Genomic DNA, 24,372 nt, shown 5'->3' on the forward strand with positions numbered 1-24,372 from the left:
GGTTCCGGAGGCTTCATGAAAAACCCAACCACCCTGCAGGCCGAAGGCCAGGCCATGGGCCTGCCGCTGACGCGGGACATCGACTGGCCGCTGTTCCTGATCAGCGGCGGCTTCCTCGGCGCCTTCCTGCTAGCGGCGCTGATCGACATCGACACAGTGTCGGCGCTAGTCAACACCCTGTTCGCCTGGTCGACCAAGGCCTTTGGCCTGTACTGGCAGGTGCTGATGCTGGCGACCTTCGCGGTCAGCCTGGGCATCGGCTTCTCGCGCTGCGGGCGTGTGCGCCTGGGCGGCGTGACCCAGCGCCCGGACATCAGCACCTTCAACTGGATCGCGGTGATCATGTGCGCCCTGCTGGCAGGCGGCGGCGCCTTCTGGGCCGCGGCCGAACCGCTGATGCACTTTGCCAGCCCGCCGCCCTTGTTCGCCGGGCTGCAACCGCACAGCGAGGCCGCAGCCACCGCGGCACTGGCGCAATCCTTCGTGCACTGGGGCTTCCTCGCCTGGGCGGTGCTCGGCAGCCTGCTGGCCATCGTGCTGATGCACCTGCATTACGACAAGGGCCTGCCGCTGGCACCGCGCACCCTGCTCTACCCGCTGTTTGGCGAGCGAGCGTTGAAGGGCCCGATCGGCACCCTGGCCGACGCCACCTCGATCATCGCCGTGGTCGCCGGCACCATCGGCCCGATCGGCTTCCTCGGCCTGCAGATCAGCAGTGCGATGCACGCTGTGTGGGGCCTGCCTAACGATATCGTCACCCAGTCGCTGACCATCGTGCTGGTCACGGCGATGTACACCGTGTCTTGCCTGGTAGGGCTCAAGGGCATCCGCTTCGTCAGCGAGATCAACGTCTGGCTGATGATCGGCCTGGCGCTGTTCATGGTGGTGTTCGGCCCGACGCTGTTCATCCTCGGCGGCTTCCCGGCGGCGTTCGCCCTGCATGTGGAGCATTTCATCCCGATGACGCTGTTCCGCGCCGACCCCAAGTGGCTGGACTGGTGGACGGTGTTCTACTGGGGCTGGTTCATCGGCTATGCACCGATGGTGGCGCTGTACGTCGCGCGGATCTCGCGGGGCCGCACCATCCGCGAGATCATCACGACGCTGTCGATCATCGCGCCGCTGGTGACCATGTTCTGGTTCACCGTGGTCGGCGGCACCGGCATCGGCCTGGAGCTGCAGACACCGGGCATCGTCACCGCCCATGGCGCGCAACCCGAAGACCTGCTGCTGGGGGTGACGCAGAACCTGCCGCTGGGCGGCCTGATCAGTGCGCTGTTCCTGTTCCTGAGCTTCATCTCGGTGGCGACCAATGGCGATGCCATGGCCTTCACCGTGGCGCTGGCGATGTCCAGCAACGATAAACCGAAGAAATGGCTGTGTGGTTTCTGGGCCATCGGCATGGGCCTGGCGGCGGTGGTGCTGATCACCATTGGCGCGGGCGGCGTGACGGCCCTGCAGTCCTTCATTGTCATCACCGCGGTGCCGGTGTCGCTGGTGATCCTGCCAGCGTTGTGGGATGCAGTACGCATCGCCCGGCACATGGCCCGCGAACAAGGCGTCTGAACATGATCCATCCAGGTATGACAACAATGTCCAACAGCCTACCTGCATCACTGGCCTTGCGCCCTGCCGCCCAGGTCATGGACCTGGCCCGGCTGGGCAGCCACTTCCAGAGCCCGCTGAGCTTCGTGCGCAGCAGCATGCGGCGGATGATGAACCAGCGCTGGCAGATCCAGCGCAGCCGCTTCGACCTCGATGCACAAGGCTTCGGCACCGCCATCTACCGCATCGACACGCCGAACGGGCATTACCACTGCGTGATCTTCTCGGCCTACCTGCCGCCGGAAAAACGCAGTGACCGGGTGATTGCCGACCAGTGGGACGTTGCCTTCGTGCTGGTCGCCGGCGACGTCGACGCGGCGCAACTGGCCGACCTGCAGCGCAACGTGCCGCTGCAGGAAGCTGGCCGCTTCGATGCCCGCGTACTGGTGCTGTCCCGTGCCAACCGCAGCCTGCGCAACTTCGACCGCTTCCTGACGGCGCTGGCCGAAGGGCAGCAACCCGACCCGCAGCAACTGGCCGAGGTCGGCTACCTCTACCGCACCACCGCGGTGTACGGCAACGGCAAGTTCGGCATCGCCGACTTCGGTTGCCTGCAGGACAACCCGGACTTCAACCAGCCGTTCAGCGCGCAGATGTTCACGGTCTACCTGCTGCGCCATTTCAGCATCGAGCAGATCGAACACATGGCCCGTGGCCTCGATCCGCAGCGGGCCGTGCCGCTGGCCCCGGCCCTGCAACGCTACCTGGGGGTCGGCAACGCCACCGGGCTGGGCATGGCGCCCTTCCTGATCAACCACCCGCAATTGGTGGAGCGCTGGCTCAGCACCCGCGAAACCGCGCTGGCCCTGGCCTTGGCGCAACCGGCCGAGCCTACCCGACTGGCGCGCCTGCAAGGCTTGCTGACGCGGGCCCGCCTGCACCTCAGCCAGACCCGCACCGAAGACCTGCGCCAGGACCAACAGAACCGGCAAACCCTGGCCGAGCTTGCGGCGCTGGCCGACTGGCTCGCTGACCAGCCTGCAGGCGATGACCTCTGGCCACGGCTGCTGGCCTGGAGCGAAGCGCACGCCGGGCTGGGCTGCCAGGAGCTGCTGGTGAGCCTGCTGCTGGAGTTGTACCCCGAGCAGGTCACGCCGCTGGCCGAGCAGATGGGCGCCGACGAAGGCTGGCAACTGGACGCGCAGATGCCCCTGCAGCAGTTGCGCGAACTCATCGAGCAGCAGTATGCCTGGGCCCTGGCCTACGACTTCACTGCCGTGGAGGCCGAGCATTTCTTCTGGTATCGCTCGGCCGAGAAAGAGGAACCCCGCCTGGGCATGCGCGCCGAGGAACCGGGCGCGGAAAAGGAAATGCAACTGGGCATCGCCCGCAACATCCAGCGCTGCCATGCCGCCGTGCTTGAGCACCTGCAGGCTCATCCGCAGGCCCTGACCGCGCATCTGCTCATCGCTGCGCCTACGCTCAAGGGCACGGTGCGCCGCCTGCAAGGCATGGCGCAGAGTAGCTACGGGGAAATCCGCGCCAACCTGCTGGACCGCGACATGCTGCCGATCCATCTGCTGCGCTGCAAGCTGGCGTTCTTCGGTGCGGGCAAGTTCGACCCCAAGTCGAGCCGCTGGGTACGCATCACCCTGTTCCAGGGCGCGCCGCTGGTGAGCGATATCGAGCTCAACGACATAGCCCAGCCGTTCGACGACGACTGGAACTTCGCGGTCATGCCGCAGGGAGCATTGTGACCATGCGTGTATCGCTCAACGAAATCCAGGTGATGTGTCGCAAAGCCTTCGAAGGTATGGGCTTTGCCCCTGGCGACTGCGAGGACGCGGCCGAACTGGTGGGCTGGCTGCACTTGCAAGGGCTGGACGGCATCGGCGCGCTGGCACAGGCGCTGGACCCTCTGCAAGGCGAAGCCAGCCAGCCTTTCACCCTGAACTACGAGGACACCACCCAGCTGGTGATCGACGCCCACGGCCAGAGCGTGCTGCGCTGCGCGGCGACCGCGGTGGCGCTGGTGCAGGACAAGGCCATGCACCGTGGCCAGGCGCTGCTGCAGATCCATCATTGCCATAACCGCCTGTTGCTGCTGGGCTACCTGAGCAAGGTGGCCGGGCGCGGGCTGCACGTGCAAGCCCGCTGGGAAGACGCACGCCAGCGCCACCTGGCCGACTTTACCGCAGGCGAGCTACGCCCTGTGCTACGCAGTGATGCCCAGCCCGCCGCCGTCGAGGCGTTCGAGCAAGGCGTCACCGTGCTGTTCACCCGGCCTGCCGGCCCCCTCCCGGTCGCGGGCGCCACACCGCACACCGCTAACCAGGGTTTCACCGTCAACGAAAGCACCTGGCAGCGGCTCAAGCAGCTGGCCGATCACATCCTCGTCGAAAGCACCGAAGCCTCGCGCCGCCATGGCGCCGGCGGCGGCAGCGATGCCGACTGACGCCCGCACACTCAGGACCCCATTCAATGAAACAGGCAATCAAGACCGACCTTTACGCCTCCAAGGCACCCCTGGAATGGGCCGTCGTCGGCAACGGCACGCTCTATACCGCGCAGATCCCCATCGATGCCCAGGGCCAGGTGGTCACGGGCGGTATCGAGGCGCAGACCCGCCAGACCTTGGACAACCTGCGCCACACCCTGGAGGCCGCCGGCAGTTCGCTGGATGCCGTGACCCAGGTGCTGATCTACGTCACCGATCGCAGCTACCTGGCCACGGTCAACCAGCTGTACGGCGACTACTTCCAGCCCCCCTACCCCAACCGCGCGGCGGTGGTGGTGGCGGGCCTGGCCCGTGAGGAAATGCTGGTGGAGCTGGTGGTTTACGCCTGCCTCTCGTGAAGCACTGGTCGACAGGCTTTCGCCCGCTAATGGTTGGGCCGGGGTTGGTTAAAGCGCCTCGTCCGAATAACCGAAAGTTTTTGCAGAGCGGTGCAACCTTCGCCAGTCACACGTGAACACAGAACGTTCTGTGTCTGACTTGAGGTAACCGATCATGGCTAACAATCAAGACAAAGATAGAAACCAAGGTGGCAGCAACCAGGCCCATGTCGGCGATGCTGGCCAAAAAGGCGGCCAGGGTGGCATGGCAGGTACGCAGAAAGGTGGGCAGCAGTCCGGGCAGAAACCTGACGACAAGATGGACAAGGATTGGGAAAAGTCCAGGGATACCGGACACCAGGGTGGACAGGCTGGCGGCAAGCAGACCCCAGCAGACACCGGCCGCATGGGCGGCACCCAGCACAAAGACAAGGATCGTTGATTCAACGGTTGGCACCGGGGCGGCGTCAGTCGCCCTGGTGCGTCAAGTTTCTGCGGCACACCATCCAGAATGCCCGCCTGAAGCGCTGTCCTCCCGATCCCCTGAAAGGCCATTACGGCAGGCACAGGCGTAATCCGCTTCAGCCCGTGTAGAAAAGTTCAGCACCAGCCTGAGCTTGTCGGTCGTGTCATAGAGATCGTAGCCGTTGCCCAATGCTTTGGGGAAGCCTGCGAGCCTGGGCAGGCACTCCTTTTCCTGAGGTAGAGCGGGAACCACAACGAAGCGCGTCTGCATGACCATCCCTCTTCTTGGCAGCTCTTTAGTATTAGTCGCATTATGTAAATGCATCAAGGCGACTAATACTCGATTTCGCTCCTTTGTGGCGCAGTGCACTGGCCTTACATTTCGACCTGAGTCCCGAGCTCGATCACTCTGTTCAACGGCAGCTTGAAGTACTTGAGGGTGCTGTTGGCATTCTTCAGCAGGAACGCGAACAGGTGCTCACGCCAGCGCGCCATACCCTGCTGCTTGCCGGCGATGACCGTTTCGCGGCTGAGGAAATAGGTGGTGCGCATGGGGCCGAAGTCCAGACCGGCCTGTTGGCAGCGGCTCAGCGCCAAGGGCACGTCGGGCTCTTCCATGAAGCCGAAGTGCAGGCAGACACGGAAGAAACCATCCCCAAAGACTTCGACCTCGCAGCGCCTGGCGGCGCTGACCCGCGGCTCGTCCTCGAACACCACGGTCAGCAACACCACCTGCTCATGCAGCACCTGGTTGTGCAACAGGTTGTGCAGCAGCGCATGGGGCACCGCCTCTGGCCGCGCGGACAGGAACACGGCGGTGCCACTCACCCGGTGCGGCGGCTGGGCCTGCAGGCTGGCGATGAACCGCTCCAGCGGCAACGAACTCTCGTCCAGCCGCTCGACGATGATCGTGCGACCGCGCTTCCAGGTGGTCATCAGCACGAACAGCGCCACCCCGGCGATGACCGGGAATGCACCGCCCTGGAAGATCTTCGGCGCATTGGCGGCGAAATACAGGCTGTCCACCAGCAGGAACGCCAGCAACATCGGCACGGCTAGCCAGCGCGGAGCTTTCCACAGCAACAGCACCACCGCCGACGCCAGCAACGTGGTGATCAGCATGGTGCCGGTCACGGCCACGCCATAGGCTGCGGCCAGTGCCCCGGACGACTCGAAGCCGACCACCAACAGCACCACGCCGACCATCAGCGCCCAGTTCACCATGCCGATGTAGACCTGCCCCTGCTCTTCGCTGGAGGTGTGCTGGATGAACATGCGCGGCACATAGCCCAACTGGATGGCCTGGCGGGTCAGGGAGAACGCACCGGAAATCACCGCCTGGGAGGCAATGATCGTCGCCAGGGTGGCCAGCCCTACCATAGGCAGCAGGGCCCAATCGGGCGCCAGCAGGTAGAACGGGTTGCGCACCGCATCCGGGTTGCCAAGGATCAACGCCCCCTGGCCGAAGTAGTTCAGCACCAACCCCGGCAGCACCAGCAGGAACCAGGCCCGAGCGATGGGTTTGCGGCCGAAATGCCCCATGTCGGCATACAGCGCCTCGGCGCCGGTCAGCGCCAGCACCACCGCGCCGAGAATGGCCACGCCCATGCCCGGGTGCAGCACGAAGAACTTCACCGCCCAGGCCGGGTTGAGCGCCTGCAGCACCTCCGGGCGCTGCACGATGCCGTGAATGCCCAGCGCGCCCAGCACGACGAACCACAGCACCATGATCGGCCCGAACAGAATGCCGATGCGTGCGGTGCCGTGCTTCTGGATCAGGAACAGCGCCACCAGCAGCAGCACCGCCAGCGGCACGACCCAGTGCTCGATGCCGTCGAAGGCCAGCTGCAGGCCCTCGACGGCCGACAACACCGACACCGCCGGGGTGATCATGCTGTCGCCGTAGAACAGCGCAGCGCCGAACAGCCCCAGCAGCACCAGCACCTTGCTCAAGCGCTTGTAGGGCGCCGCAGCGCGGTGCGCCAAAGCGGTCAGGGCCATGATGCCGCCCTCGCCCTGGTTGTCGGCGCGCAGGATGAACAGCACGTACTTGAGCGACACCACCCACAGTAAGGACCAGAACACCAGTGATAGCACGCCGAGCACACCGGCGCTGTTGGCCTGCACGCCGTAGTGCCCGGCGAACACTTCCTTGAGGGTGTACAGCGGGCTGGTGCCGATGTCGCCATAGACCACGCCGACTGCGGCGACGAGCATGCCGATGGCGGTGGATTTGCTGGGTTGAGGTGGGTTTGCTGCGACGGCGGACTGGCTCACGAAAGGGCTTCTCTGGAGTGGCGGTTGGATATGCATGCCATCCCTGAGCATCGCGCGGTCAGTATCCTTGCAGGCCGACAGTTCAGCCGTAAAAAGAGCGTAAAAAATCAGGGGGATGTGGTTTCGGGGGTGTTCGCCTCGGGAGGTTCAGCGCCTGTGAGATCGAGCGCCGCCCGCGCGGCGCATCGCGAGCTGCGCTCGCTCCTACGTTTGTTTCGGGCCAGTAAAGCCTGTGACAGGCGCGGGCGGCGCTCGATCTCACAGGCGCTGCAAAACGCTCGACAGGCACTTGGTGGCCTCAGTGCTGTATGGTTGTTGCTACCGAATACCCCCGGAGACCCTCATGTTCCGTGCCTTTGAACGCTGGCTCGACCCCTTCCCGCCCGACGAGGTACCGCCGCCCCCGGTAGGCCTTCTGCGTTTCCTGTGGGCCTGCACCCGCGGTGCCCGCGGCTATATCCTGGCGCTGGCGCTGTTCAGTGCCGGGGTGTCGATCTACGAGGCCTGGCTGTTTTCCTTCCTCGGCCAGGTAGTGGACCTGCTCTCCAACTGGCAGGCCGGCGGTGGCGTGAGCCCGGAGGAAAGCCGTGTGCTGTGGGGCGTCGGCCTGCTGCTGATCGCCAGCATCGTGCTGGTGGCCCTGCGCACGCTGATGCAGCACCAGGTGCTGGCGATCAACCTGCCGCTGCGCCTGCGCTGGGACTTCCACCGGCTGATGCTGCGCCAGAGCCTGTCGTTCTTCTCCGATGAGTTTTCCGGCCGGGTCACCACCAAGGTGATGCAGACCGCGCTGGCGGTGCGTGAAGTGCTGTTCACGGTAATCGAAATCGTTCCGGGCATCGGTGTGTACTTCATCGCCATCATCGCACTGGCCGGCGGCTTTGCCGCCAAGCTGATGCTGCCGTTCATTGCCTGGCTGCTGCTGTTCGGCCTGGCCATGCTGTATTTCGTGCCGCGCCTGGGCAAAGTCGGCCAGGAACAGGCGCATGCGCGCTCGTCGATGACCGGGCGGGTGTCCGATGCCTACACCAACATCACCACCGTGAAGCTGTTTTCCCACTCCAAGCGCGAGGCGCACTTCGCCCGGGCGGCCATGGAGGACTTCAAGCAGACCGGGTTCCGCCAGATGCGCCTGGTCAGCCAGTTCGAGATCGTCAACCAGGCGCTGGTGGTCGGGCTGATTTTCGGCGCCGGCGGCTATGCATTGTGGCTGTGGCATCAGGGCCAGGTTGGTACCGGTGCGGTGGCTGCGATCACGGCCATGGCCCTGCGCATCAATGGCATGTCGCACTGGATCATGTGGCAGATGACCTCGCTGTTCGAGAACATCGGCACCGTACAGGACGGCATGGCCACCCTCACCCGCGGCCCCAAGGTGCAGGACGTGCCGAATGCCGGCGTGCTGGAAACCCGCGGCGGCGCGGTGACCTTCGACAACGTGCGCTTCAACTACAACGGCGAACGCCAGGTGCTCGACGGCCTGAGCCTGAACATCCGTGCTGGCGAAAAGGTCGGCCTGGTGGGCCGTTCCGGTGCAGGCAAGTCAACCTTGATCAACCTGCTGCTGCGCTTCTACGACGTGGACAGCGGCGAAATCCGCATCGACGGGCAGAACATCGCCCGCGTCACCCAGGACAGCCTGCGCAGCGCGATCGGCATGGTCACCCAGGACACCTCGCTGCTGCACCGCTCGATCCGCGACAACATCGCCTACGGCCGCCCCGAAGCGAGCGAAGCGCAAATCCAGCGCGCCGCCGCCAACGCCCAGGCCGATGGTTTCATCCGCCAGCTCAGCGACCGCGACGGCCACAGCGGTTACGACACCCTGGTCGGCGAGCGCGGCATCAAGCTCTCCGGCGGCCAGCGGCAACGCATCGCCATCGCCCGGGTGATGCTCAAGAACGCCCCGATCCTGCTGCTGGACGAGGCCACCAGCGCGCTGGACTCGGAAGTCGAGGTCGCCATCCAGGAGAGCCTCGACGAGATGATGCAGGGCAAGACCGTGATCGCCATCGCCCACCGGCTGTCCACCATCGCCGCCATGGACCGGCTGATCGTCATGGATGAAGGGCGCATCATCGAGCAAGGTACTCACAGTGAGTTGCTGGCGAAGAACGGTACCTATGCGCGGCTGTGGCAGCACCAGAGCGGTGGGTTTCTGGGTGAGGATCAGGGGGTGGCTGAGGCGTTGGAGTAAGCCGGCAGCACGCATCGTGGAAAAACGTCTGTGCCGGTTTTCAGGTGAAATCTGTACATTGAGTTTGCATTACACGGCTCGATAATCAGCACACCTTTGGCCACCTGTCGAGACGAGACACTGAATGAGCACGCCTATCCGCAACAGACGACTGACGGTCCCGCAGCTGGTAGCCATGAAAGGCCGGCAAAAGATCGTTTCGCTGACGGCATACTCCAGCGCGATCGCCAAGGTGATCGACCCCTTGGTCGATTTCATCCTGGTCGGTGACTCCACCGCAATGGTCGGCTACGGCCGCCCCTCCACCCTAGGCATGCGCCTGGACGAAACCATCGCCCACACCCGGGCGGTGGTCGACAGCACGCGGCTGGCCTGCGTGATTGCCGACATGCCGTTCGGCAGCTACCAGGAATCCCATGAACAGGCGTTTCGCAATTGCGCGCAGGTAATCGCCAGCACTGGCTGTGACGCCGTCAAGCTGGAGGCCAATCAGGCCTTGGCCAGTACCGTGGAATTTCTCGTCGCGCGCGGCATACCGGTCATGGCACACATTGGCCTGATGCCGCAGTTCGTCAATGTCATGGGCGGTTACAAGGCCCAGGGGCTATGCCCCGACAGCGGTGCGGCATTGCGCGACGATGCCCAGGCCAACCTGAAGGCCGGAGCCTTCAGCCTGCTGCTGGAGGGGGTCGCGGAACCGGTGGCCAGGGCAATCACCGAAGGCACCGACAAGCCCACCATCGGCATTGGTGCATCACCGGCTTGCGATGGCCAGGTCCTGGTCACCGAGGACCTGCTGGGGTTGGGTGGCGATCATGTGCCCCGCTTCGTCAAGCCGTATGCCGACGTGGCCCAGGTGATCCGCGAGGCGTGTACCCGTTTCGGTGACGAAGTACGCGACGGGACCTTCCCTGAAATGCGCCACTGCTATGGCGTCTGAGCCCTGTCCTGAATGGACTCGTCCTGGATCGCCCTGACCAGGCATTGCAGCGCCTGGGGAATGTCTTTGCTCCAGTCCAGCGTGTAGCACAGGCGCAAGTGACTGCGCCAAAGGCCACGTTGGCTGAAGATCTCCCCAGGCGCGATGACGATACGCTGCGCCAACAGCCGCTCGAAGACCCGGCGCATGTCCACCGAGCGGGTCGCTTCCAGCCAGAAGCTCGCCCCGCCCTGCGGCTCATGGATGCGCAGGCAACCTTGGCCATAGGTTTCCAGCAGGGCCTTCATGTGCATCATGCGCTCGCGCAACAGGGCGCGCAGCCGCTGCACATGCTGCTCGAACCGACGCGAAGTGAACAGTTTGGCGATGGACTTCTGGCGGATCGGCGACAAGCGGAAAGCACGCTCCAGAAACAGCTGCTGCAACTGTTCGGTATGGCTTCGGCAGAGCAGGTAGCCGTAGGGTGCCTCCGAACCGATCACCTTGTCGAAGGTGGAAAACACCAGCAACCGGTCCGGGTCGGCGAAATCGCGGTAGCGTGGCGCCTCGGCCTGGAAGCAGAACTCGCTGTAACCGTCGTTTTCGAACAGCCACACATCATGCTCGGCCAGCCAGCGGCAGATCTGCTGCTTGTCCCTGGCCGGCATCAGGCCGCCTTGCGGCACGCTGGTGGCCGACGACAACACCGCCAGGCGCACCGGTTCGCTGTCCACTACCTGGCGCAGCTGCTGCAGGTCGAAGCGCCCATCCTCAGCCAACGGCACTTCGATGATGGTCATGCGGGCGGCCCGCAGTTGCCTGAGCACCGCCCAGTTGCAGGGCGATTCGACCACCGCCACCTTGCCTTCAAGATCCAGGGCACGCAGCGACAGTTCGAGGATGCTGCGCAGATCAGAGCCAACGAACACATGCTCGGCCTGCCAGCAACGATGTGCCGAGCAGGTGTAGAACTCCGCCAGCACGCTGCGTAACGCCATCTCGCCGAAGGGTTGGTAGAGCGGCGCATGGGAACACGGGTACTGACGCGTGAGTTCGCGCTCGATCATCAACAGCGGCTTTTCCAGCGACAGCAGCATGGCCGGGGCATCGCTGCTAAGGGCCAGCATACCGGGCTGACGGGCACTGGCGAACACAGTGTCCAGCAGGCTCGGCGAGCGCTCGGCGCGCAAGGGCGTGCTGCTGGCCCGGGTGAAGTAGCCGAGTTTGGGACGTGCATGCACCCGCCCCTCGTCCTCAAGCAGTGAATAGGCATACTGGGTGCTGGAGACTGAAACGTTCAATCGCTGGGCCAGTTGGCGCAAAGATGGCAGGCGCTGCTCGATATCCGAGGGTGCCGCTTCGATCCAGTCGAGCAGATAGCGGTAGACCGCCTGGTAGGTGTAGCCGGATTTGTTGGTTTTCTTCGCATCCATACTCAAGCATCACGTGGCAAATGCTGCCACAGGTTACACGTAGATACCCATCGGCCTGCTAGCGGTGGAGCAGCCACCGCCACGCAAGCCTTTGGCTTGAGGTGCTTCAACCCGGTCTGCTTTCGCTGCCGAACCCTTCCACGGCCTTCACCAACCCCTGCGCCGCCAGCCTGACCAGCGCTTCGCCCTTCTCCGGCGAAGCCTGGCCCGGGTCCGAGCCCATCCGCCCGTCCGGGTGGCGCGCACGGAAATCCACGGCCTCGCGGATGGGGCCCCAGTTGGCGATCTGCGGCGCATAGTCGGCGGTCTTGATACAGTCCGGATAGGCCCACTGGGTCACGGCAATCTCCGAAGGCGTGGCATGGATGCCGTGGCCGGTCGGGAACTGCTCCTTGGCCAGGGCCTCGACACCTTCCAAGTCCCACCAGTTAATCAGTTTCAAGGCAAACCCTGCCGGGCGGCGGGCAAAGCTGGCCTCGGCATAGATCTCGGAAAAGGCTGCCTCGATCGAAGCCACGTTACCGCCGTGACCATTCAGGAACAGGATCTTCTCAAAGCCATGCACCGCCAGTGAGCGAACCCAGTCGGTGATCGCGGCGATGAAAGTCGATGGCCTGAGCGAGATGGTGCCGGGGAAGCCAAGGTGGTGCTGGGCCATGCCGATGTTGAAGGTGGGCGCGACCAGGATATCCGCCTCCTTCTGCGCTTCGAAGGCGATGATTTCCGGACACATCCAGTCGGTACCGAGCAGCCCTGTCGGCCCGTGCTGCTCGTTGGAGCCGATGGGAATGACGATAGTCCGGCTGCGCTGGAGGAATCGTTCCGTTTCAACCCAGGTCGATCGATGTAGGAGCATCTTGCTTCTCTCATGGGAAATTTGACTGGGAGCGCCAGGCGCGGTGGTTTCCGCTTCAACAGTAAAGACCGTTTCGCGCCTGCCGGGCATGCAATCGGGCTGTCGTGCTTACCAGTTCATGGCAGGACTCCTCTGTCGGGGGCTGGGCAGTGCTCGTTTCAGTTCTCACCGATGCAGTGGTCGCCGAGGGTGCGGTAGTTCAGCACCTGGGTCTGGTCGTGGGAGTCGAGGTAGGTGAGCTTGGCATTGACCACCCCGCAAGTCAGCGTAGCGTCCTGGCTGGTCGACAGCACTTTCTTGATGTCCAGCTGGGTGCCATAGGTGTAGGTGCGGACATTGTCGGCAGCTTCGGCGCGGGCGGCCAGGGTGCAGACGTTGAGTGCGGCGAACAGGGCGGCGGCGTAGACGGCTTTGCGGTTCATGGTGGGGCTCTCCGGGCTTCAATGGGGTGTTTGAACCGAGGCGTTACTGCATCGCTTCGATGGAGCCCATTAAAAGGCTGGAAAGTACCTGGCTTGTGTCACGATCCCTGGCGGATCAACTCAAAGCATATCTGTATCACCTCTGGATACGCTGTGATACGAACCGGCGCGGCGCTCCAGCCAGCGCGTCCCATCGATCACGTTGATGAATACTATCGAGCGGCTCGCCTGCCAGGTTGGCAAAACCGGCCTTTATGATCGCCTTCAATTTTCCCTCCCCCTTCGCCTGCAACAGGCGACCTCACCTTGGAATCAGGAACATGCCAAGCGTCAGCCAGGCCTCTCACGGCCGTCCCGAACATGATCAACAAAGCGTCAGGCAGCAGTGGCTGGCGATTCTCTCGGTCGCCGTGGGCGCCTTCGCCCTGGTCACCAGCGAATTTCTCCCGGTGGGCGTGCTCAACGATGTGGCCAGCGACCTGGGCATCAGCGCCGGCCACGCCGGATTGATGGTGACCCTGCCCGGCATCATGGCGGCCCTCGCCGCGCCGCTGCTGTCGGTGGGCATTGGCGCCATGGACCGGCGCTACCTGCTGATCGGCCTGACGCTGATCATGATCATCGCCAACGCGGTGGTGGCCTACGCCAGCGACTTCAGCCTGCTGCTGTTCGGTCGTGTCCTGCTGGGCATCAGCATCGGCGGCTTCTGGGCCACCGCCATTGCCCTCAGCGGCCGCCTGGCGCCCAAGGGCGTGAGCGTGGCCCGGGCCACCTCGATCATCATGGCCGGCGTCACCCTGGCCACCGTGCTGGGCGTGCCTGTGGGCACCTGGCTGAGCGGCCTGATGGGCTGGCGCATGACCTTCCTGGCCACCGCGCTGGTCGGCGTGCCGGTACTGCTGGCGCAGTTGCTGCTGCTGCCGCGACTCAACCCGGACAAGGCCATTCGCGTCAGTGACCTGCCGGCGCTGTTCATCAACCCGCAAGCCCGGGTGGGCTTGATCGCCGTGCTGCTGATCGGCCTGGCGCACTTTGCCGCGTACACTTACGTCGCGCCGTTCTTCAAGCAAAGTTCGGGCTTCGACGGGCCCACCATCGGCTCGCTGTTGCTGCTCTATGGCGTGGCCGGGGTGATCGGCAACCTGTTCGCCGGCTACGCCGCCAACCAGAGCGTACGCCACACGCTGATGCTGGTAGCGGTGATGATCGGCGTCAGCACTGCGCTGTTCCCCTACTTCGCCACCGACCTGACCGGCGCGGCGATGCTGATTGCGCTGTGGGGCTTCGCCTTCGGCGCCTTCCCGGCCTGCTCGAGCATCTGGATGTTCGTCGTGGCACCCAAGGATGTCGAGCGCGGCATGCCGCTGTTCGTGGCCATGTTCCAGGTGATCATCGCCCTGGGTTCGTTCTTCGGTGGGCGCATCGTCGACCAGATGGGCAGCTCGGTGCTGTTGAGCCTGGCCACGGCGCTGGTGGGCTGCGGATTCGTCATGGTGCTGGTGCTGGGGCGCAATGTCAGCAACAGCTTGGCGGCACAGGCTGGCTGACGGGCGGTGATCGTTGGCGATGGGTCGCAGTCAAGGCTGCGACCCCGCTGCATCACTTGCCGCTTGTCACTCGGGTCCATAGCCGGGTGCTCAGGCGCATCCCCGCCGGCGACAAGGTCTTGATCGGGAACAGCGTGTCGAGTACCGATTCCGGCGGGTAGATTGCCCGGTTGTCGCGCAGTTCAGGAGTGATGTATTCCAGCGCTGCGGCATTCCCATTCGGGTACTTCACTGCATTGCTGATGTTGGCGGTCATCTTCGGCTCCAGCAGGTAGTACAGGTACGCGTACCCATTCTGCCGGTGCGAAGCCTCCTTGGGCTTCACCACCATGTCGACCGCCACGGTCGAGCCTTCACGCGGAATGCTGTAACCCACCTCCACCCCGTTCCCGGCCTGCCTGGCACTGCTCATGGCCTGCAACACGTCGCCACTGAAGCCGATCGCTACCAGTTATTGCCGTTGGCCAAGTCACTCACATACTTGGACTCACTGCGCTTGAGGCCGACCCGCGTCAGGAGCGCGCCCACACATACCAGGACCTGCCGGGCCTGCACTTCGCCTGCTTCGGTATGCGCAGTCCAGCTTTTGCCTGGGCGGCGGCGCAGCGCGGTGACGCCACTGTCTTTCATCACGCATAGATGTCCGCTTTGGGTAGAAGCGGACACTTACGATTGACTTCCTCAGGGGTGAAGCGGACATCGAATCTGGGCTCTTTATCCAGTATCGGGCTCATCGCTTGGTAGCCGGCTCCGGACTGAAATGCGCCACCTTCCCGGTCTATGCCCCACCGCTCGGATCTGCGCTTGCAGACCATGGGGCATGAAACGGCCCCCCCTCGATAAGTGTTCGCTTCACGCCTTGATGAGGCTAGCCACTACTGTCGATGTCGACTCAGATCCAGACGTCATTCAGCGCTGTTCGCTCCCCGCCTTCATGACCAGTATTCAACACGCCTCGCGGCTCAATCATCATAAGTGCTGTTTCCGTTTCTGCCGCTGTTCTGTGCTCTACACCACGTGGTACGACATACAGTTCGCCCGGCTTCACATGAACGCAGCCCTCGGGGAGATCGATGCGCAAGAGACCTTCGAGCACTAGAAAAGCTTCATCAGTTTCCGGGTGTGAATGCCAGATAAATTCACCTTCGATGCGTACCACCTTAAATTGGTAGTCGTTCATTTCCGCGACGACCCTTGGGCTCCATTGCTGCTCGATCAGAGAAGCTTTTTGAGTCAGGTTCACAGGCTGTGATGCCAATTGCTGATGCATGCTGGACATAGCTGATCCTCTCTAATTTGAAGTGACCAGTCTATCGACCGGAAAGCGCGCTGTTCTTGTACGATCCTGCAACTTAGCGAACAGTGCGTAAGCGTTCCAGCCAACGCAGAGGCGGCACGCCGTAGGTGCGAGTGAAATGCCGGGTCATGTGGCTCTGATCATGAAAGCCTGAGGCAAGGGCGGCATCGACCAGTGAGAAGCCATTCAGAATCAGTCTTCGGAAAGAATCCAGGCGCCTAAGCGTGACAAAACGGTATGGGCTGGTGCCGTAGAGGGCCCGAAAGTCTCGCGACAAGCTCCATTGCTCACGTCCACTCGCCTGTTCGAGCATCTCCAGCGTGATGCCCACGTGAAGGTGCTCCAGGATGAACTCCCTGGCGCGCTCGGCAGAGCGGTAATCCAGACGTTTGCGACCACGCGGCTTGCCGCCGACTGCACGAAGCGCCATTGCCAAGTCATAAACGGCGTCCTGTTCCTCTAGTGTTTCTAGTGGATGATCCAGTGCCTGCACGAAAGCCTCGCTGGCGTGGTACAAGCGCGGGTCGCAGGATAGTCCGCCAGCAATGAAAGGCAACGGTTCTCCCCCAAGAACGTTCTGTATCAGCGACGGGTCGATGTAGGCCATCCGATAGCGAAAACCCACATCCGTGCCAGCCATGCCGTCATGCACTTCGTCGGGATGCAGCACAAGTGTGTTGCCAGGCACGCCGTGGCACAGCGCTCCTTTGTAGTGAAAGCTCTGAACGCCGGCAAGAGTACGGCCTATGGAATATGTATCGTGACGATGCGGGTCGTAGCCATGGCCGCCAAACCACGCTTCGATGCGCTCCACACTGCCAGGTGTAGTGCTGCGTATGACCCAATCAGAGGTGGATGACAGGATTGCTTTTCGCTCCATGGATATGCTCACCGCTAGTGCGCCATCTTGAATGTGAATAGCCCATCCTATTTCAGGATTACGCGAGCACCCAATCCATTTCCGTTCAATGTCCGCAATGGTCGAAAGCGGTCTGTCGTGAACGGCCCTCTTTCGACCCTTTGCAGACACTGAAAAATGACTGGGCTCGAGAGCACGACGCGCACTTTGTGGGAGCGGGCGTGCCCGCGAACACCGGCGCAGCCGGTGCCAGACTCCGCGTTAGATTCTTCGCGGGCGCGCCCGCTCCCACAAGGTACCTGCCAGGCGCAAGGGTGACTATGGGTCGATAGCGGTCTGTCATGAGGGCCCGCTTTCTACCCATGGCGAACACCTCAAGGACTCGCCAAAAGGTAAGGTTGCAGGTCTCAACGCGCCTCATCCACGAGCAGACCAACCGTCACTTCGATCCCGGCCTGACGCAGGATTTCGATAACTGCCCCAGCGTTTCGCGGGTCAGGATGCAGAAGCCCCGGCAGTGCCCGCCTACCCTGGGCGAGTGCCTGGCTCATGAAGGCCTTGTCCTTGTCATCAAACTCGCCGTGGTGAATAGCAAGCGGCATACCTTAACCCTTGGCTGTGAGCCTGGGCGCGGACCTGCAAGTGCTGGTGGGTAAATTCAGGCTTTGATCCTTCGCCAGAGACTTGCGTGAAATCCTGCATAGGTGTCATAACCAGTGCGCTGCACAGCGCCTCACCTCGCCAGCCTTCGCACGGCTGACCCGCTCGAATGGGAGAAGAAAATGAAGCTCTTTTACTCGCCAGGTGCCTGTTCGCTCTCACCGCACATCGTCCTCAACGAACTGGACCTGCCCTAAACCGTCGAAAAAGTCGACCTCAAGCAGCACAAGACTGCCAGCGGTACGGATTTCTACACGATCAATACCAAGGGCTATGTGCCCGCCCTGCAACTGGATAACGGCGAAGTCCTCACCGAGGGGCCCGGCCATCGTCCAGTACCTCGCCGACCAGAAACCCCAGGCCAACCTGCTGCCCCCTGCAGGCTCGCTGGAACGCGCGCGGGTACAGGAATGGCTGAACTTCATTGGCACCGAGGTGCACAAGACCCTCGCCGCCTTGTTCAACCCAAGCATCAGCGACGAGGCCAAGAGCAAGACCATCGAGACCTTCGGCAAACGCCTGGGCTTCGTGGACAAGACCTTGCAAGGCAACGACTTCCTGACCGGCAAGCACTTCAGCGTGGCCGATGCCTACCTGTTTACCATCGTGAACTGGGCGCCAACGCTGGGCATTGACCTTTCACCCTGGCCATCGGTGACGGCGTTCCAGAAACGCATCGCCAGCCGACCGGCCGTACAGAAAACCCTGCAGGCCGAAGGCTTGATCTGACCCTCGTTGGGATTCAAGCCCTTTACGGGCTTGAATCCCAAGGTTGCAGCGTTTGTCGAGCGGCCGTCAGGCAAAATGCCGCAGTGCGCTGTCATCCCACTCATGGCCCGCGTGCGACCAGCCATTGTCCATCGGCAACGGGAACCCGGTACGGCAATGCCCCTGTTTGGCCTCGAAGTCGAAGACCGCATGGGGGTAATCGTTGATCAGCAGCAGCGCCTTGCGGTGGTCCTCGGACCAGGCAATCTTGACCATAGAGGGCTTGTCGCGGTCGGCGACGCTCTCCACGTCGTAGATGTGCAGCGCATTCTGGATCGGGTTGCCGCCGCCTGAGGCATCCAGGGCGTAGAAATAGCCGGTTTCCTCGTCGTCCTCGAACACCACGGCGTACGGCCCTTCCCCGGCCGGCGCTTCAACCACCAGGCCGTCCCCTACAAGCAATTCGTTCTGCGCAACAAGATAGGCAGGCATGCCGGCATTCCTTGCATGGTTGAGAGACGTTGATGATGCCCAGCGAACGATGCCGGCTGCAACTACCCGCAAAGAAATTGATTTGATAATCGTTATCATCTAAGGTGCGTTCCTCAACCCGGAGGGATACCCGTGATCAACGACGATCTCAGTCAGGTCTACGCCGAGCACAACGGATGGCTCAAGCAATGGCTGTATCGCCGGCTGGGCTGTTCGGCCCAGGCCGCCGACCTGGCGCAAGACACCTTCCTGCGTATCCTTCAGGCCCAGCAAAAGGCTGGCGCCAGCCTCAGCCTGCAGCGGCCCCGGGCCTACCTGGCAACGATCAGCCGGCGCTTGGTCTACGACCATTTTCGCCGCCAGTCGCTGGAACGTGCCTACCTCGACATGCTCGCGCAATTACCTGAGCTGTTCGCGCTGTCTGCCGAAGAGCAATGGGCCATGCGTGAGACCTTGCAGCAACTGGACGCCCTGCTCGACACCTTCAAGCCGATCGTGCGGTCGGTGTTCCTGCTGGTGCAACTGGAAGGCCTGAGCTACATCGAAGTGGCGCGCCGCCTGGGCATTGGCGAGCGTACGGTCAAGCGGCACATGGCCAATGCGCTTGAAGCCTGCATCCTGTTCGACGAAGACGCCTGATGGCTGCCAGCACGCCGCGGATAAACCCCGAAGTGGCACGCCAGGCCGCCCATTGGCAAATGCTGATGCTCGACGAAGGCGTCAGCCCTGACCAGCGCGATGCCTGCACGCGCTGGCGTGCCGCCGCGCCCGAGCACGAGCGGGCCTGGCAGAAGGCAGAGCGCGTGCGCGCGCAGTTGGGCCTGCTGCCACCCCGCCTGGCAATGGGCACGCTGGACCGCGAACGACGGCAGGCGATGAAGCAGCTGTTGGCCCTGGCCATTGTCGCGCCCCTGGGCTATCTGGGTTACCGCCAGCTGGCGCCGCAGCCAGCCTATGCCACCGTCGTCGGCGAGCACAGGCAGTTCACATTGGCGGACGGCACCGTGCTCGACCTGAATACCGATACCGCCGTGAGCGTGCATTTCCAGGCGCAGCAACGCCTGATCACACTGCATCGCGGCGAGATCCTGGTCGACAGCGGGCCCGATGCCGCCAGCCCTCGGCACCGGCCGTTGCGCATAGCCAGCGATCAAGGCCTGATGGAAGCCCTGGGCACCCGCTTCGTGGTGCGGCAACGCGAGCGCAGTACGCAACTCAGCGTGCTGCAGGGCGCAGTACGGGTGATGCCCCTTGAGGGACCGTGGCGAACCGTCGCCGCAGGCCAGCAGCTGGCCTTCGATGCCCAGGGCGAAGGCCGTGAGGGCCTTGCCCGCGAACAGGACAGCCTGTGGGCTCACGGCCAGCTGATGGTCGAGGAAATGCCCCTGGGGCAATTCCTCAGTGAACTTGACCGCTATCGCTCAGGCTGGCTGCGCTGCCAGCCCGAAGTTGCCGAGCTGCGCATCAGCGGCACGTTCCAGCTGGGCAACACCGACGCGATCCTGGCCGCGCTGCCCGCCACGCTGCCGGTCAGTGTGGATTACCGCACCCGCTATTGGGTGACCGTGAAGGCGCGTTGAAAAGAATTGGCCCGATTTTTCAACTCATCAGTCCTTACCTGTGGAACTGCCACACATAAGGACAATTTTTCGATGATCCGCTCTACTACGAAGGTTTCCAAAACCGCCCTCGCCCTCGCCGTTGCGCTGCAGAGCGCCAGCCTCTCGGCCTTTGCGGCGCCCGCCCAGGCGCCGCATGCCTACAGCATCGCTTCCGGAAGCCTCGCCCAGGTACTGGCGCGGTTCGCCAGTGAGAGCGGAATCACCCTGCAGTACACCTCCGAACTGACCCGCGGCCTCTCCAGCCCCGGCCTGCAGGGCAACTACGGCATCGAGGACGGCTTCCAACGCCTGCTGGCCAGCAGCGGACTGCGCGCCGTGCGGCGCGGCGACAACGTCTACGGCCTGGAGCTGCAACCGCTGGGCGGCGGCGACGCCGTAAACCTTGAAGCCCTGAACATCAACGGCCGTCAGGATTCAGCTACCACCGAGAACTCCGGCAGCTACACGTCCAGCGCGGTCACCATCGGCAAGGGCAGCCACCGCCTCAAGGACATCCCGCAATCGGTCAGCGTGGTCACGCGCAAGGCGATGGACGACCAGCGCCTCGATACCCTGGACCAGGTGCTCGAACACACGACGGGCATCACCACCTACCAGAGCCCGTCTGGCGGCAAGTACATCTACTCGCGCGGCTTCGAGGTGGAGACCATCCAGTACGACGGTGTACCCCTGGACCGTCGCTACTACGGCATTGGCAGCAGCTTCACCTCCGACACGCTGCTGTACGACCGCGTTGAAATCCTGCGCGGCGCAAACGGCCTGCTGCAAGGCAGCGGCAACCCTGGCGCGGCCATCAACCTGGTGCGCAAACGTCCCAAGGCTGAACCGTCCCTGTCCATCACTGCCAGTGCCGGATCCTGGGATACCTACCGGCAGACCCTCGACGCCAGTGGCCCATTGACTGCAGACGGCAAGCTGCGCGGTCGCCTGGTTGCCGGCCATGAAGACCGCGACTATTTCTACGACACGGCAGAAAGCCGCAAGAACGTGCTGTACGGCATCGTTGAATACGACCTTACCGACGCCACCGTGATCGCCGCCGGTGCCAGCGTGGAAGACCTGCATTCGACCCCGTTCTTTGGCGGCCTGCCGCGCAACAAGGACGGCAGTGCAGTGAACGTCGGTCGCTCCACCTTCACCGGTGCCGACTGGAACAAGTGGAACAACAAGCAGACTACCTACTTCGCCGATGTCACCCACGATTTCAACGATGACTGGCGCCTGAAAGCGTCCGGCAGCTACATCCGCGAAACCAACGATATCCTCTATAGCTTCGGCCGCGGCGCCGTCGACCCGGCAACCGGTAATGGCATGCAGTCGCGCGCCTACCTGTATGACTTCGAGAACATCAACAAAGGCGCCGACATCAACCTCACCGGCAAATGGCGCGCCTTCGGCCTGGAGCACGAGGTGGTGGTGGGTGCCAACGCCAGCGACCTGCGCTCCGACGACCTGCAAGGCGGCCTGCTCAACCTCGGCCCGATGAACATCTACGACCCGGTTTCCCCGCGCGAACCGACCCTGGATGAAATGCTCAACACCACCTATGCCGGAGTCTCCAAGGCCAAGATTCGGCAGAATGGCGTGTACAGCGTGGTGCGCTACAAGCTGGCCGAGCCCCTGACCCTGGTGCTGGGCGCACGGGTCAGCAACTACCAGTACGACTACGAACTGCAACGCTTCACCACCACATCGCCAGACCCTGCACACGCGAAGGAAACCGGCGAAGTCACCCCGTACGGTGGTTTCATCTACGCGCTGAACGATCAGTGGTCGGCCTATGTCAGCTACGCCGACATCTTCAAGCCGCAGACCGAACTGAGCGAGGACCTCGCGCCACTTAAACCGATCGAAGGTTCCAACTACGAAATCGGCCTGAAGGGCGAACTGATGGATGGCCGCGTCAACACCAGTTTCGCGGTGTTCCGCGTCGACCAGGAAAACCGTGCCCAGTACGATTACGCCTCGCAATGCGGACAGGACGGCGAAAACAACTGCTATGTGGCAGGCGGCAAGGTACGCGCCGAGGGCTTCGATGCTGAAATCAGCGGCGAAGTAATGGCCGGCCTGCAACTGTTTGCCGGCTACACCTACACCTCGACCAAGTTTCTCAACGACCCAGGTGATGGCAGCTCGGCTTCCGGCTCTGCCTTCAACAGCTATACACCACGCCATCTGCTGCGCTTCTGGGGCGACTACAACCTGCCTGGCGAGCTGAACCAGTGGACCGTTGGTGCCGGCGCCAACATCCAGAGCAAGAACCACAACACCAACTTTGGTGGCACCGGCGGCGTCGGCAAGATCGAGCAGGCTGGCTACGCCATCTGGAACGCCCGCGTGGCCTATCAGATCAACCAGAACTTCAGCGTCGCCCTCAACGGCAACAACCTGTTCGACAAGAAGTACTACTCTTCGATCGGTTGGCTGAACGCCAGCAACGTGTATGGCGAACCGCGCAATTACACGGTCACCCTGAGGGCCGATTTCTGACGCAGCCCGCGTCCCCGTTCAATCCAGCACCGGTTTGAGCAGTGCCTGCGCCTCATACAGCGTCGCCAGGTAGCGCAGGCGCATCTCGTCGATGCTCAACCGCGAAGCATGGGTGGTGATGGTCAAGGTCGCCTTCAACTGGCCGCTGCGGTTTAGCAGCGGCACACCCAACACGCGCATGCCGATTTCGTATTCCTGATCGACAATGCTGTAGCCCTGCGCCCTCACCCGCTGCAACTCTGCCATTAACTGCGCCCTGTCGGTCTGGGTGTAGGGCGTCAGCGCACTCAGCGCGTTGCGCGCGAAGTATTCCTCGCGCTGCTCCTCCTCCAGCCACGCCAGCCAGACCCGGCCGCTTGCCGTGCAATACATCGGCACCCGCGACCCGGGGCGGATCGACAACGAAGCAATGTGGCTGTAGCGGCTGCGCACCAGGTGAATGATCTCGTCGCCATCACGGCTGCCCACCGACACATGCTCCTGGGTCTGCCGCGCCACCTGCTCGACGATCGGCCGCAGCATGCGCGGCAACTGCGCGGAATCGACATAGGCCTGGCCGATGCGCAGGGCCTTGGGCGTCAGCCAGTAATGGCGGTTGTCGGTCTCGGCAAAGCCTTCGTGCACCAGCGTCAGCAGAAAGCGCCGTGCGGCACTGGGGGTCATGCCGGACAGCCTGGCCGCCTGGGGCACGCTCAGGCGTGGTTGCTCGGCACTGAACACCTGCATCAGCGCCAGGCCTTTCTGCAGGCCGGCGATCAAGTCGCGGGGGTGAATCTCGGGCTGGGGCATGAACTCGGCTCTTGGAAAGTGGCATTCAATGCGATTACCGCTTGATAGCTGCGATTATCGCACTGAATGGCCGATAAGCGCATTGTTGATGACACCGCCCCACGACAAGCTGGCCTCCACAACAACAGCCATAACGGAGGTCAGCATGATCCGAGGTTCGACAGAACTGGTCGCCATCGTCGGTTCGCCTATCGCTCAGGTGAAGTCGCCGGAAAACTTCAACACCTGGTTCGCCAACAACACCCGCGACCTGGCGATGCTTCCCATCGACCTGCAGGAAACGGCGCTGGGCGCCTTTGTCGACCACCTGCGCGGTTGGCGCAACCTGCGCGGCTGCGTGGTCACCGTGCCGTACAAGCAGGCACTGGCGACACTACTGGACGGGCTCAGCGAACGCGCCAAGGCACTGGGCTCGGTCAACGTGATCCGCCGCGAGCGCGACGGCCGCCTGCTGGGCGACAACGTCGATGGCGCGGGCTTCCTCGGCGCCGCCCGCCAGCATGGCTTCGAGGCTTGCGGCAAGCGCGCGCTGGTGGTGGGCTGCGGCGGGGTCGGCAGTGCGATCGCCTATGCACTGGGCGAAGCGGGCGCCGCCAGCATTACCCTCGGCGACCCCAGCGCCGAGCGCGTCGGGGCGCTGGTTGAAGTGCTCGGCACTGCCTTCCCGGCTCTGGAAATCGCCACGCACTACGGCTCGCTGGATGGCTTCGACCTGGTCGTCAACGCCTCCCCCGTCGGCATGGGCAACAGCGGCGAACTGCCGTTGCCGGTGGCACTGCTGCAGACCCTGAACGCCGCCACGCTGGTAGCCGACGTGGTCACCTCGCCGGAAATCACCCCGCTGCTGCACAAGGCGCGGGAACGCGGCTGCCCGGTTCAGACCGGTGCGCAGATGGCCTTCGCCCAGCTGGGCCATCTCGGCGCCTTCATGGGCGTCACCCCGCTGGAGATCTGACGCC

22 protein-coding genes and 2 pseudogenes are annotated in these 24,372 nt (G+C 63.3%); 13 read left to right on the plus strand and 11 right to left on the minus strand.

The genetic code is table 11. The features are described 5' to 3' along the window. The first annotated feature begins 15 nt into the window (after nt 1-15). The 5 genes from C2H86_RS00590 to C2H86_RS00610 all read left to right on the plus strand — a co-directional run bounded on the left by C2H86_RS00590 (nt 16) and on the right by C2H86_RS00610 (nt 4,822). Nucleotides 16-1,566 carry a BCCT family transporter gene (locus C2H86_RS00590; RefSeq protein WP_159410993.1) on the plus strand — a complete coding sequence of 517 codons (1,551 nt, stop codon included), beginning with the start codon at nt 16-18 and terminating at the stop codon, nt 1,564-1,566. Nucleotides 1,567-1,592: 26 nt separating this feature from the next. Next, entirely contained in the window at nt 1,593-3,302 is a 1,710-nt protein-coding gene (locus C2H86_RS00595) for a hypothetical protein (protein WP_159410994.1), read from the plus strand. Nucleotides 3,303-3,304: 2 nt separating this feature from the next. Continuing rightward, complete coding sequence (locus C2H86_RS00600) at nt 3,305-4,000, plus strand: DUF3726 domain-containing protein (protein WP_159410995.1); 696 nt, start codon at nt 3,305-3,307, stop codon at nt 3,998-4,000. 26 nt (nt 4,001-4,026) lie between these two features. Further along, complete coding sequence (locus C2H86_RS00605) at nt 4,027-4,401, plus strand: RidA family protein (RefSeq protein WP_159410996.1); 375 nt, start codon at nt 4,027-4,029, stop codon at nt 4,399-4,401. A 154-nt stretch (nt 4,402-4,555) separates the two neighbouring features. Then, on the plus strand, nt 4,556-4,822 hold the full coding sequence (locus C2H86_RS00610; protein ID WP_159410997.1) for a hypothetical protein: 267 nt from the start codon (nt 4,556-4,558) through the stop codon (nt 4,820-4,822). 42 nt (nt 4,823-4,864) lie between these two features. On the opposite strand, the gene C2H86_RS00615 is transcribed toward C2H86_RS00610, so the two are convergent. Continuing rightward, complete coding sequence (locus C2H86_RS00615; RefSeq protein ID WP_240349667.1) at nt 4,865-5,122, minus strand: hypothetical protein; 258 nt, start codon at nt 5,120-5,122, stop codon at nt 4,865-4,867. 98 nt (nt 5,123-5,220) lie between these two features. Next, nucleotides 5,221-7,062, minus strand: a complete 1,842-nt coding sequence (locus C2H86_RS00620; RefSeq protein ID WP_159413034.1) for a potassium transporter Kup — start codon at nt 7,060-7,062, stop codon at nt 5,221-5,223. 403 nt (nt 7,063-7,465) lie between these two features. Here C2H86_RS00620 and C2H86_RS00625 point away from each other — a divergent pair, with 403 nt between their 5' ends. Continuing rightward, complete coding sequence (locus tag C2H86_RS00625) at nt 7,466-9,319, plus strand: ABC transporter ATP-binding protein (protein ID WP_159410999.1); 1,854 nt, start codon at nt 7,466-7,468, stop codon at nt 9,317-9,319. 124 nt (nt 9,320-9,443) lie between these two features. Then, nucleotides 9,444-10,259 carry a 3-methyl-2-oxobutanoate hydroxymethyltransferase gene (gene panB / locus C2H86_RS00630; protein WP_159411000.1) on the plus strand — a complete coding sequence of 272 codons (816 nt, stop codon included), beginning with the start codon at nt 9,444-9,446 and terminating at the stop codon, nt 10,257-10,259. Here the strand turns inward: panB and C2H86_RS00635 are convergent. The 3 genes from C2H86_RS00635 to C2H86_RS00645 form a co-directional block, all read right to left on the minus strand. Continuing rightward, nucleotides 10,247-11,671, minus strand: a complete 1,425-nt coding sequence (locus C2H86_RS00635) for a PLP-dependent aminotransferase family protein (RefSeq protein WP_159411001.1) — start codon at nt 11,669-11,671, stop codon at nt 10,247-10,249. The two genes, panB and C2H86_RS00635, sit on opposite strands and share 13 nt — an antisense overlap. Before the next feature lie 106 nt (nt 11,672-11,777). After that, the gene (locus C2H86_RS00640; protein WP_159411002.1) at nt 11,778-12,527 is read right to left on the minus strand and encodes a creatininase family protein; all 750 of its coding nucleotides are present in this window, start codon (nt 12,525-12,527) and stop codon (nt 11,778-11,780) included. A 158-nt stretch (nt 12,528-12,685) separates the two neighbouring features. Beyond that, nucleotides 12,686-12,949 (minus strand): DUF2790 domain-containing protein, encoded by a 264-nt coding sequence (locus C2H86_RS00645; RefSeq protein WP_159411003.1) that lies wholly within the window; start codon nt 12,947-12,949, stop codon nt 12,686-12,688. Between the two features lie 320 nt (nt 12,950-13,269). On the opposite strand from C2H86_RS00645, the gene C2H86_RS00650 reads away from it, so the two are divergent. Then, nucleotides 13,270-14,496, plus strand: coding sequence for an MFS transporter (locus C2H86_RS00650; protein WP_159411004.1), 1,227 nt, complete (start codon nt 13,270-13,272; stop codon nt 14,494-14,496). A gap of 52 nt (nt 14,497-14,548) precedes the next feature. On the opposite strand, the pseudogene C2H86_RS00655 reads toward C2H86_RS00650, so the two are convergent. From C2H86_RS00655 to C2H86_RS00675, 4 genes and pseudogenes are all read right to left on the minus strand, one after another. Next, nucleotides 14,549-14,985 (minus strand): annotated as a pseudogene (locus C2H86_RS00655) (extracellular solute-binding protein); the annotation flags it as partial. Nucleotides 14,986-15,388: 403 nt separating this feature from the next. Further along, on the minus strand, nt 15,389-15,775 hold the full coding sequence (locus C2H86_RS00665; RefSeq protein ID WP_159411005.1) for a cupin domain-containing protein: 387 nt from the start codon (nt 15,773-15,775) through the stop codon (nt 15,389-15,391). Between the two features lie 73 nt (nt 15,776-15,848). Beyond that, nucleotides 15,849-16,673 (minus strand): AraC family transcriptional regulator, encoded by an 825-nt coding sequence (locus tag C2H86_RS00670; protein WP_159411006.1) that lies wholly within the window; start codon nt 16,671-16,673, stop codon nt 15,849-15,851. A gap of 386 nt (nt 16,674-17,059) precedes the next feature. Further along, the gene (locus tag C2H86_RS00675; RefSeq protein ID WP_159411007.1) at nt 17,060-17,254 is read right to left on the minus strand and encodes a hypothetical protein; all 195 of its coding nucleotides are present in this window, start codon (nt 17,252-17,254) and stop codon (nt 17,060-17,062) included. A gap of 180 nt (nt 17,255-17,434) precedes the next feature. On the opposite strand from C2H86_RS00675, the pseudogene gstA reads away from it, so the two are divergent. Continuing rightward, a pseudogene (gene gstA, locus C2H86_RS00680) lies at nt 17,435-18,041 on the plus strand (glutathione transferase GstA). A gap of 66 nt (nt 18,042-18,107) precedes the next feature. Here the strand turns inward: gstA and C2H86_RS00685 are convergent. After that, nucleotides 18,108-18,512 (minus strand): DUF2251 domain-containing protein, encoded by a 405-nt coding sequence (locus C2H86_RS00685; protein ID WP_159411008.1) that lies wholly within the window; start codon nt 18,510-18,512, stop codon nt 18,108-18,110. A 132-nt stretch (nt 18,513-18,644) separates the two neighbouring features. Between C2H86_RS00685 and C2H86_RS00690 the strand changes: the two genes are divergently transcribed. The 3 genes from C2H86_RS00690 (at nt 18,645) to C2H86_RS00700 (ending at nt 22,624) form a co-directional block, all read left to right on the plus strand. Then, on the plus strand, nt 18,645-19,151 hold the full coding sequence (locus C2H86_RS00690) for a sigma-70 family RNA polymerase sigma factor (protein WP_159411009.1): 507 nt from the start codon (nt 18,645-18,647) through the stop codon (nt 19,149-19,151). Next, nucleotides 19,151-20,092: a FecR domain-containing protein gene (locus C2H86_RS00695; protein ID WP_159411010.1), complete on the plus strand. Its 942-nt coding sequence runs from the start codon at nt 19,151-19,153 to the stop codon at nt 20,090-20,092. Before C2H86_RS00690 ends, C2H86_RS00695 begins: the two co-directional genes overlap by 1 nt. Before the next feature lie 72 nt (nt 20,093-20,164). After that, on the plus strand, nt 20,165-22,624 hold the full coding sequence (locus tag C2H86_RS00700; RefSeq protein ID WP_159411011.1) for a TonB-dependent siderophore receptor: 2,460 nt from the start codon (nt 20,165-20,167) through the stop codon (nt 22,622-22,624). Nucleotides 22,625-22,642: 18 nt separating this feature from the next. On the opposite strand, the gene C2H86_RS00705 is transcribed toward C2H86_RS00700, so the two are convergent. Beyond that, entirely contained in the window at nt 22,643-23,413 is a 771-nt protein-coding gene (locus C2H86_RS00705; RefSeq protein WP_159411012.1) for an IclR family transcriptional regulator domain-containing protein, read from the minus strand. A 145-nt stretch (nt 23,414-23,558) separates the two neighbouring features. Here C2H86_RS00705 and C2H86_RS00710 point away from each other — a divergent pair, with 145 nt between their 5' ends. Continuing rightward, on the plus strand, nt 23,559-24,368 hold the full coding sequence (locus C2H86_RS00710; RefSeq protein ID WP_159411013.1) for a shikimate dehydrogenase family protein: 810 nt from the start codon (nt 23,559-23,561) through the stop codon (nt 24,366-24,368). Nucleotides 24,369-24,372: the final 4 nt, after the last annotated feature.

The organism is Pseudomonas putida (genome assembly GCF_009883635.2).
GTDB classification, from domain to species: Bacteria; Pseudomonadota; Gammaproteobacteria; order Pseudomonadales; family Pseudomonadaceae; genus Aquipseudomonas; species Aquipseudomonas putida_W.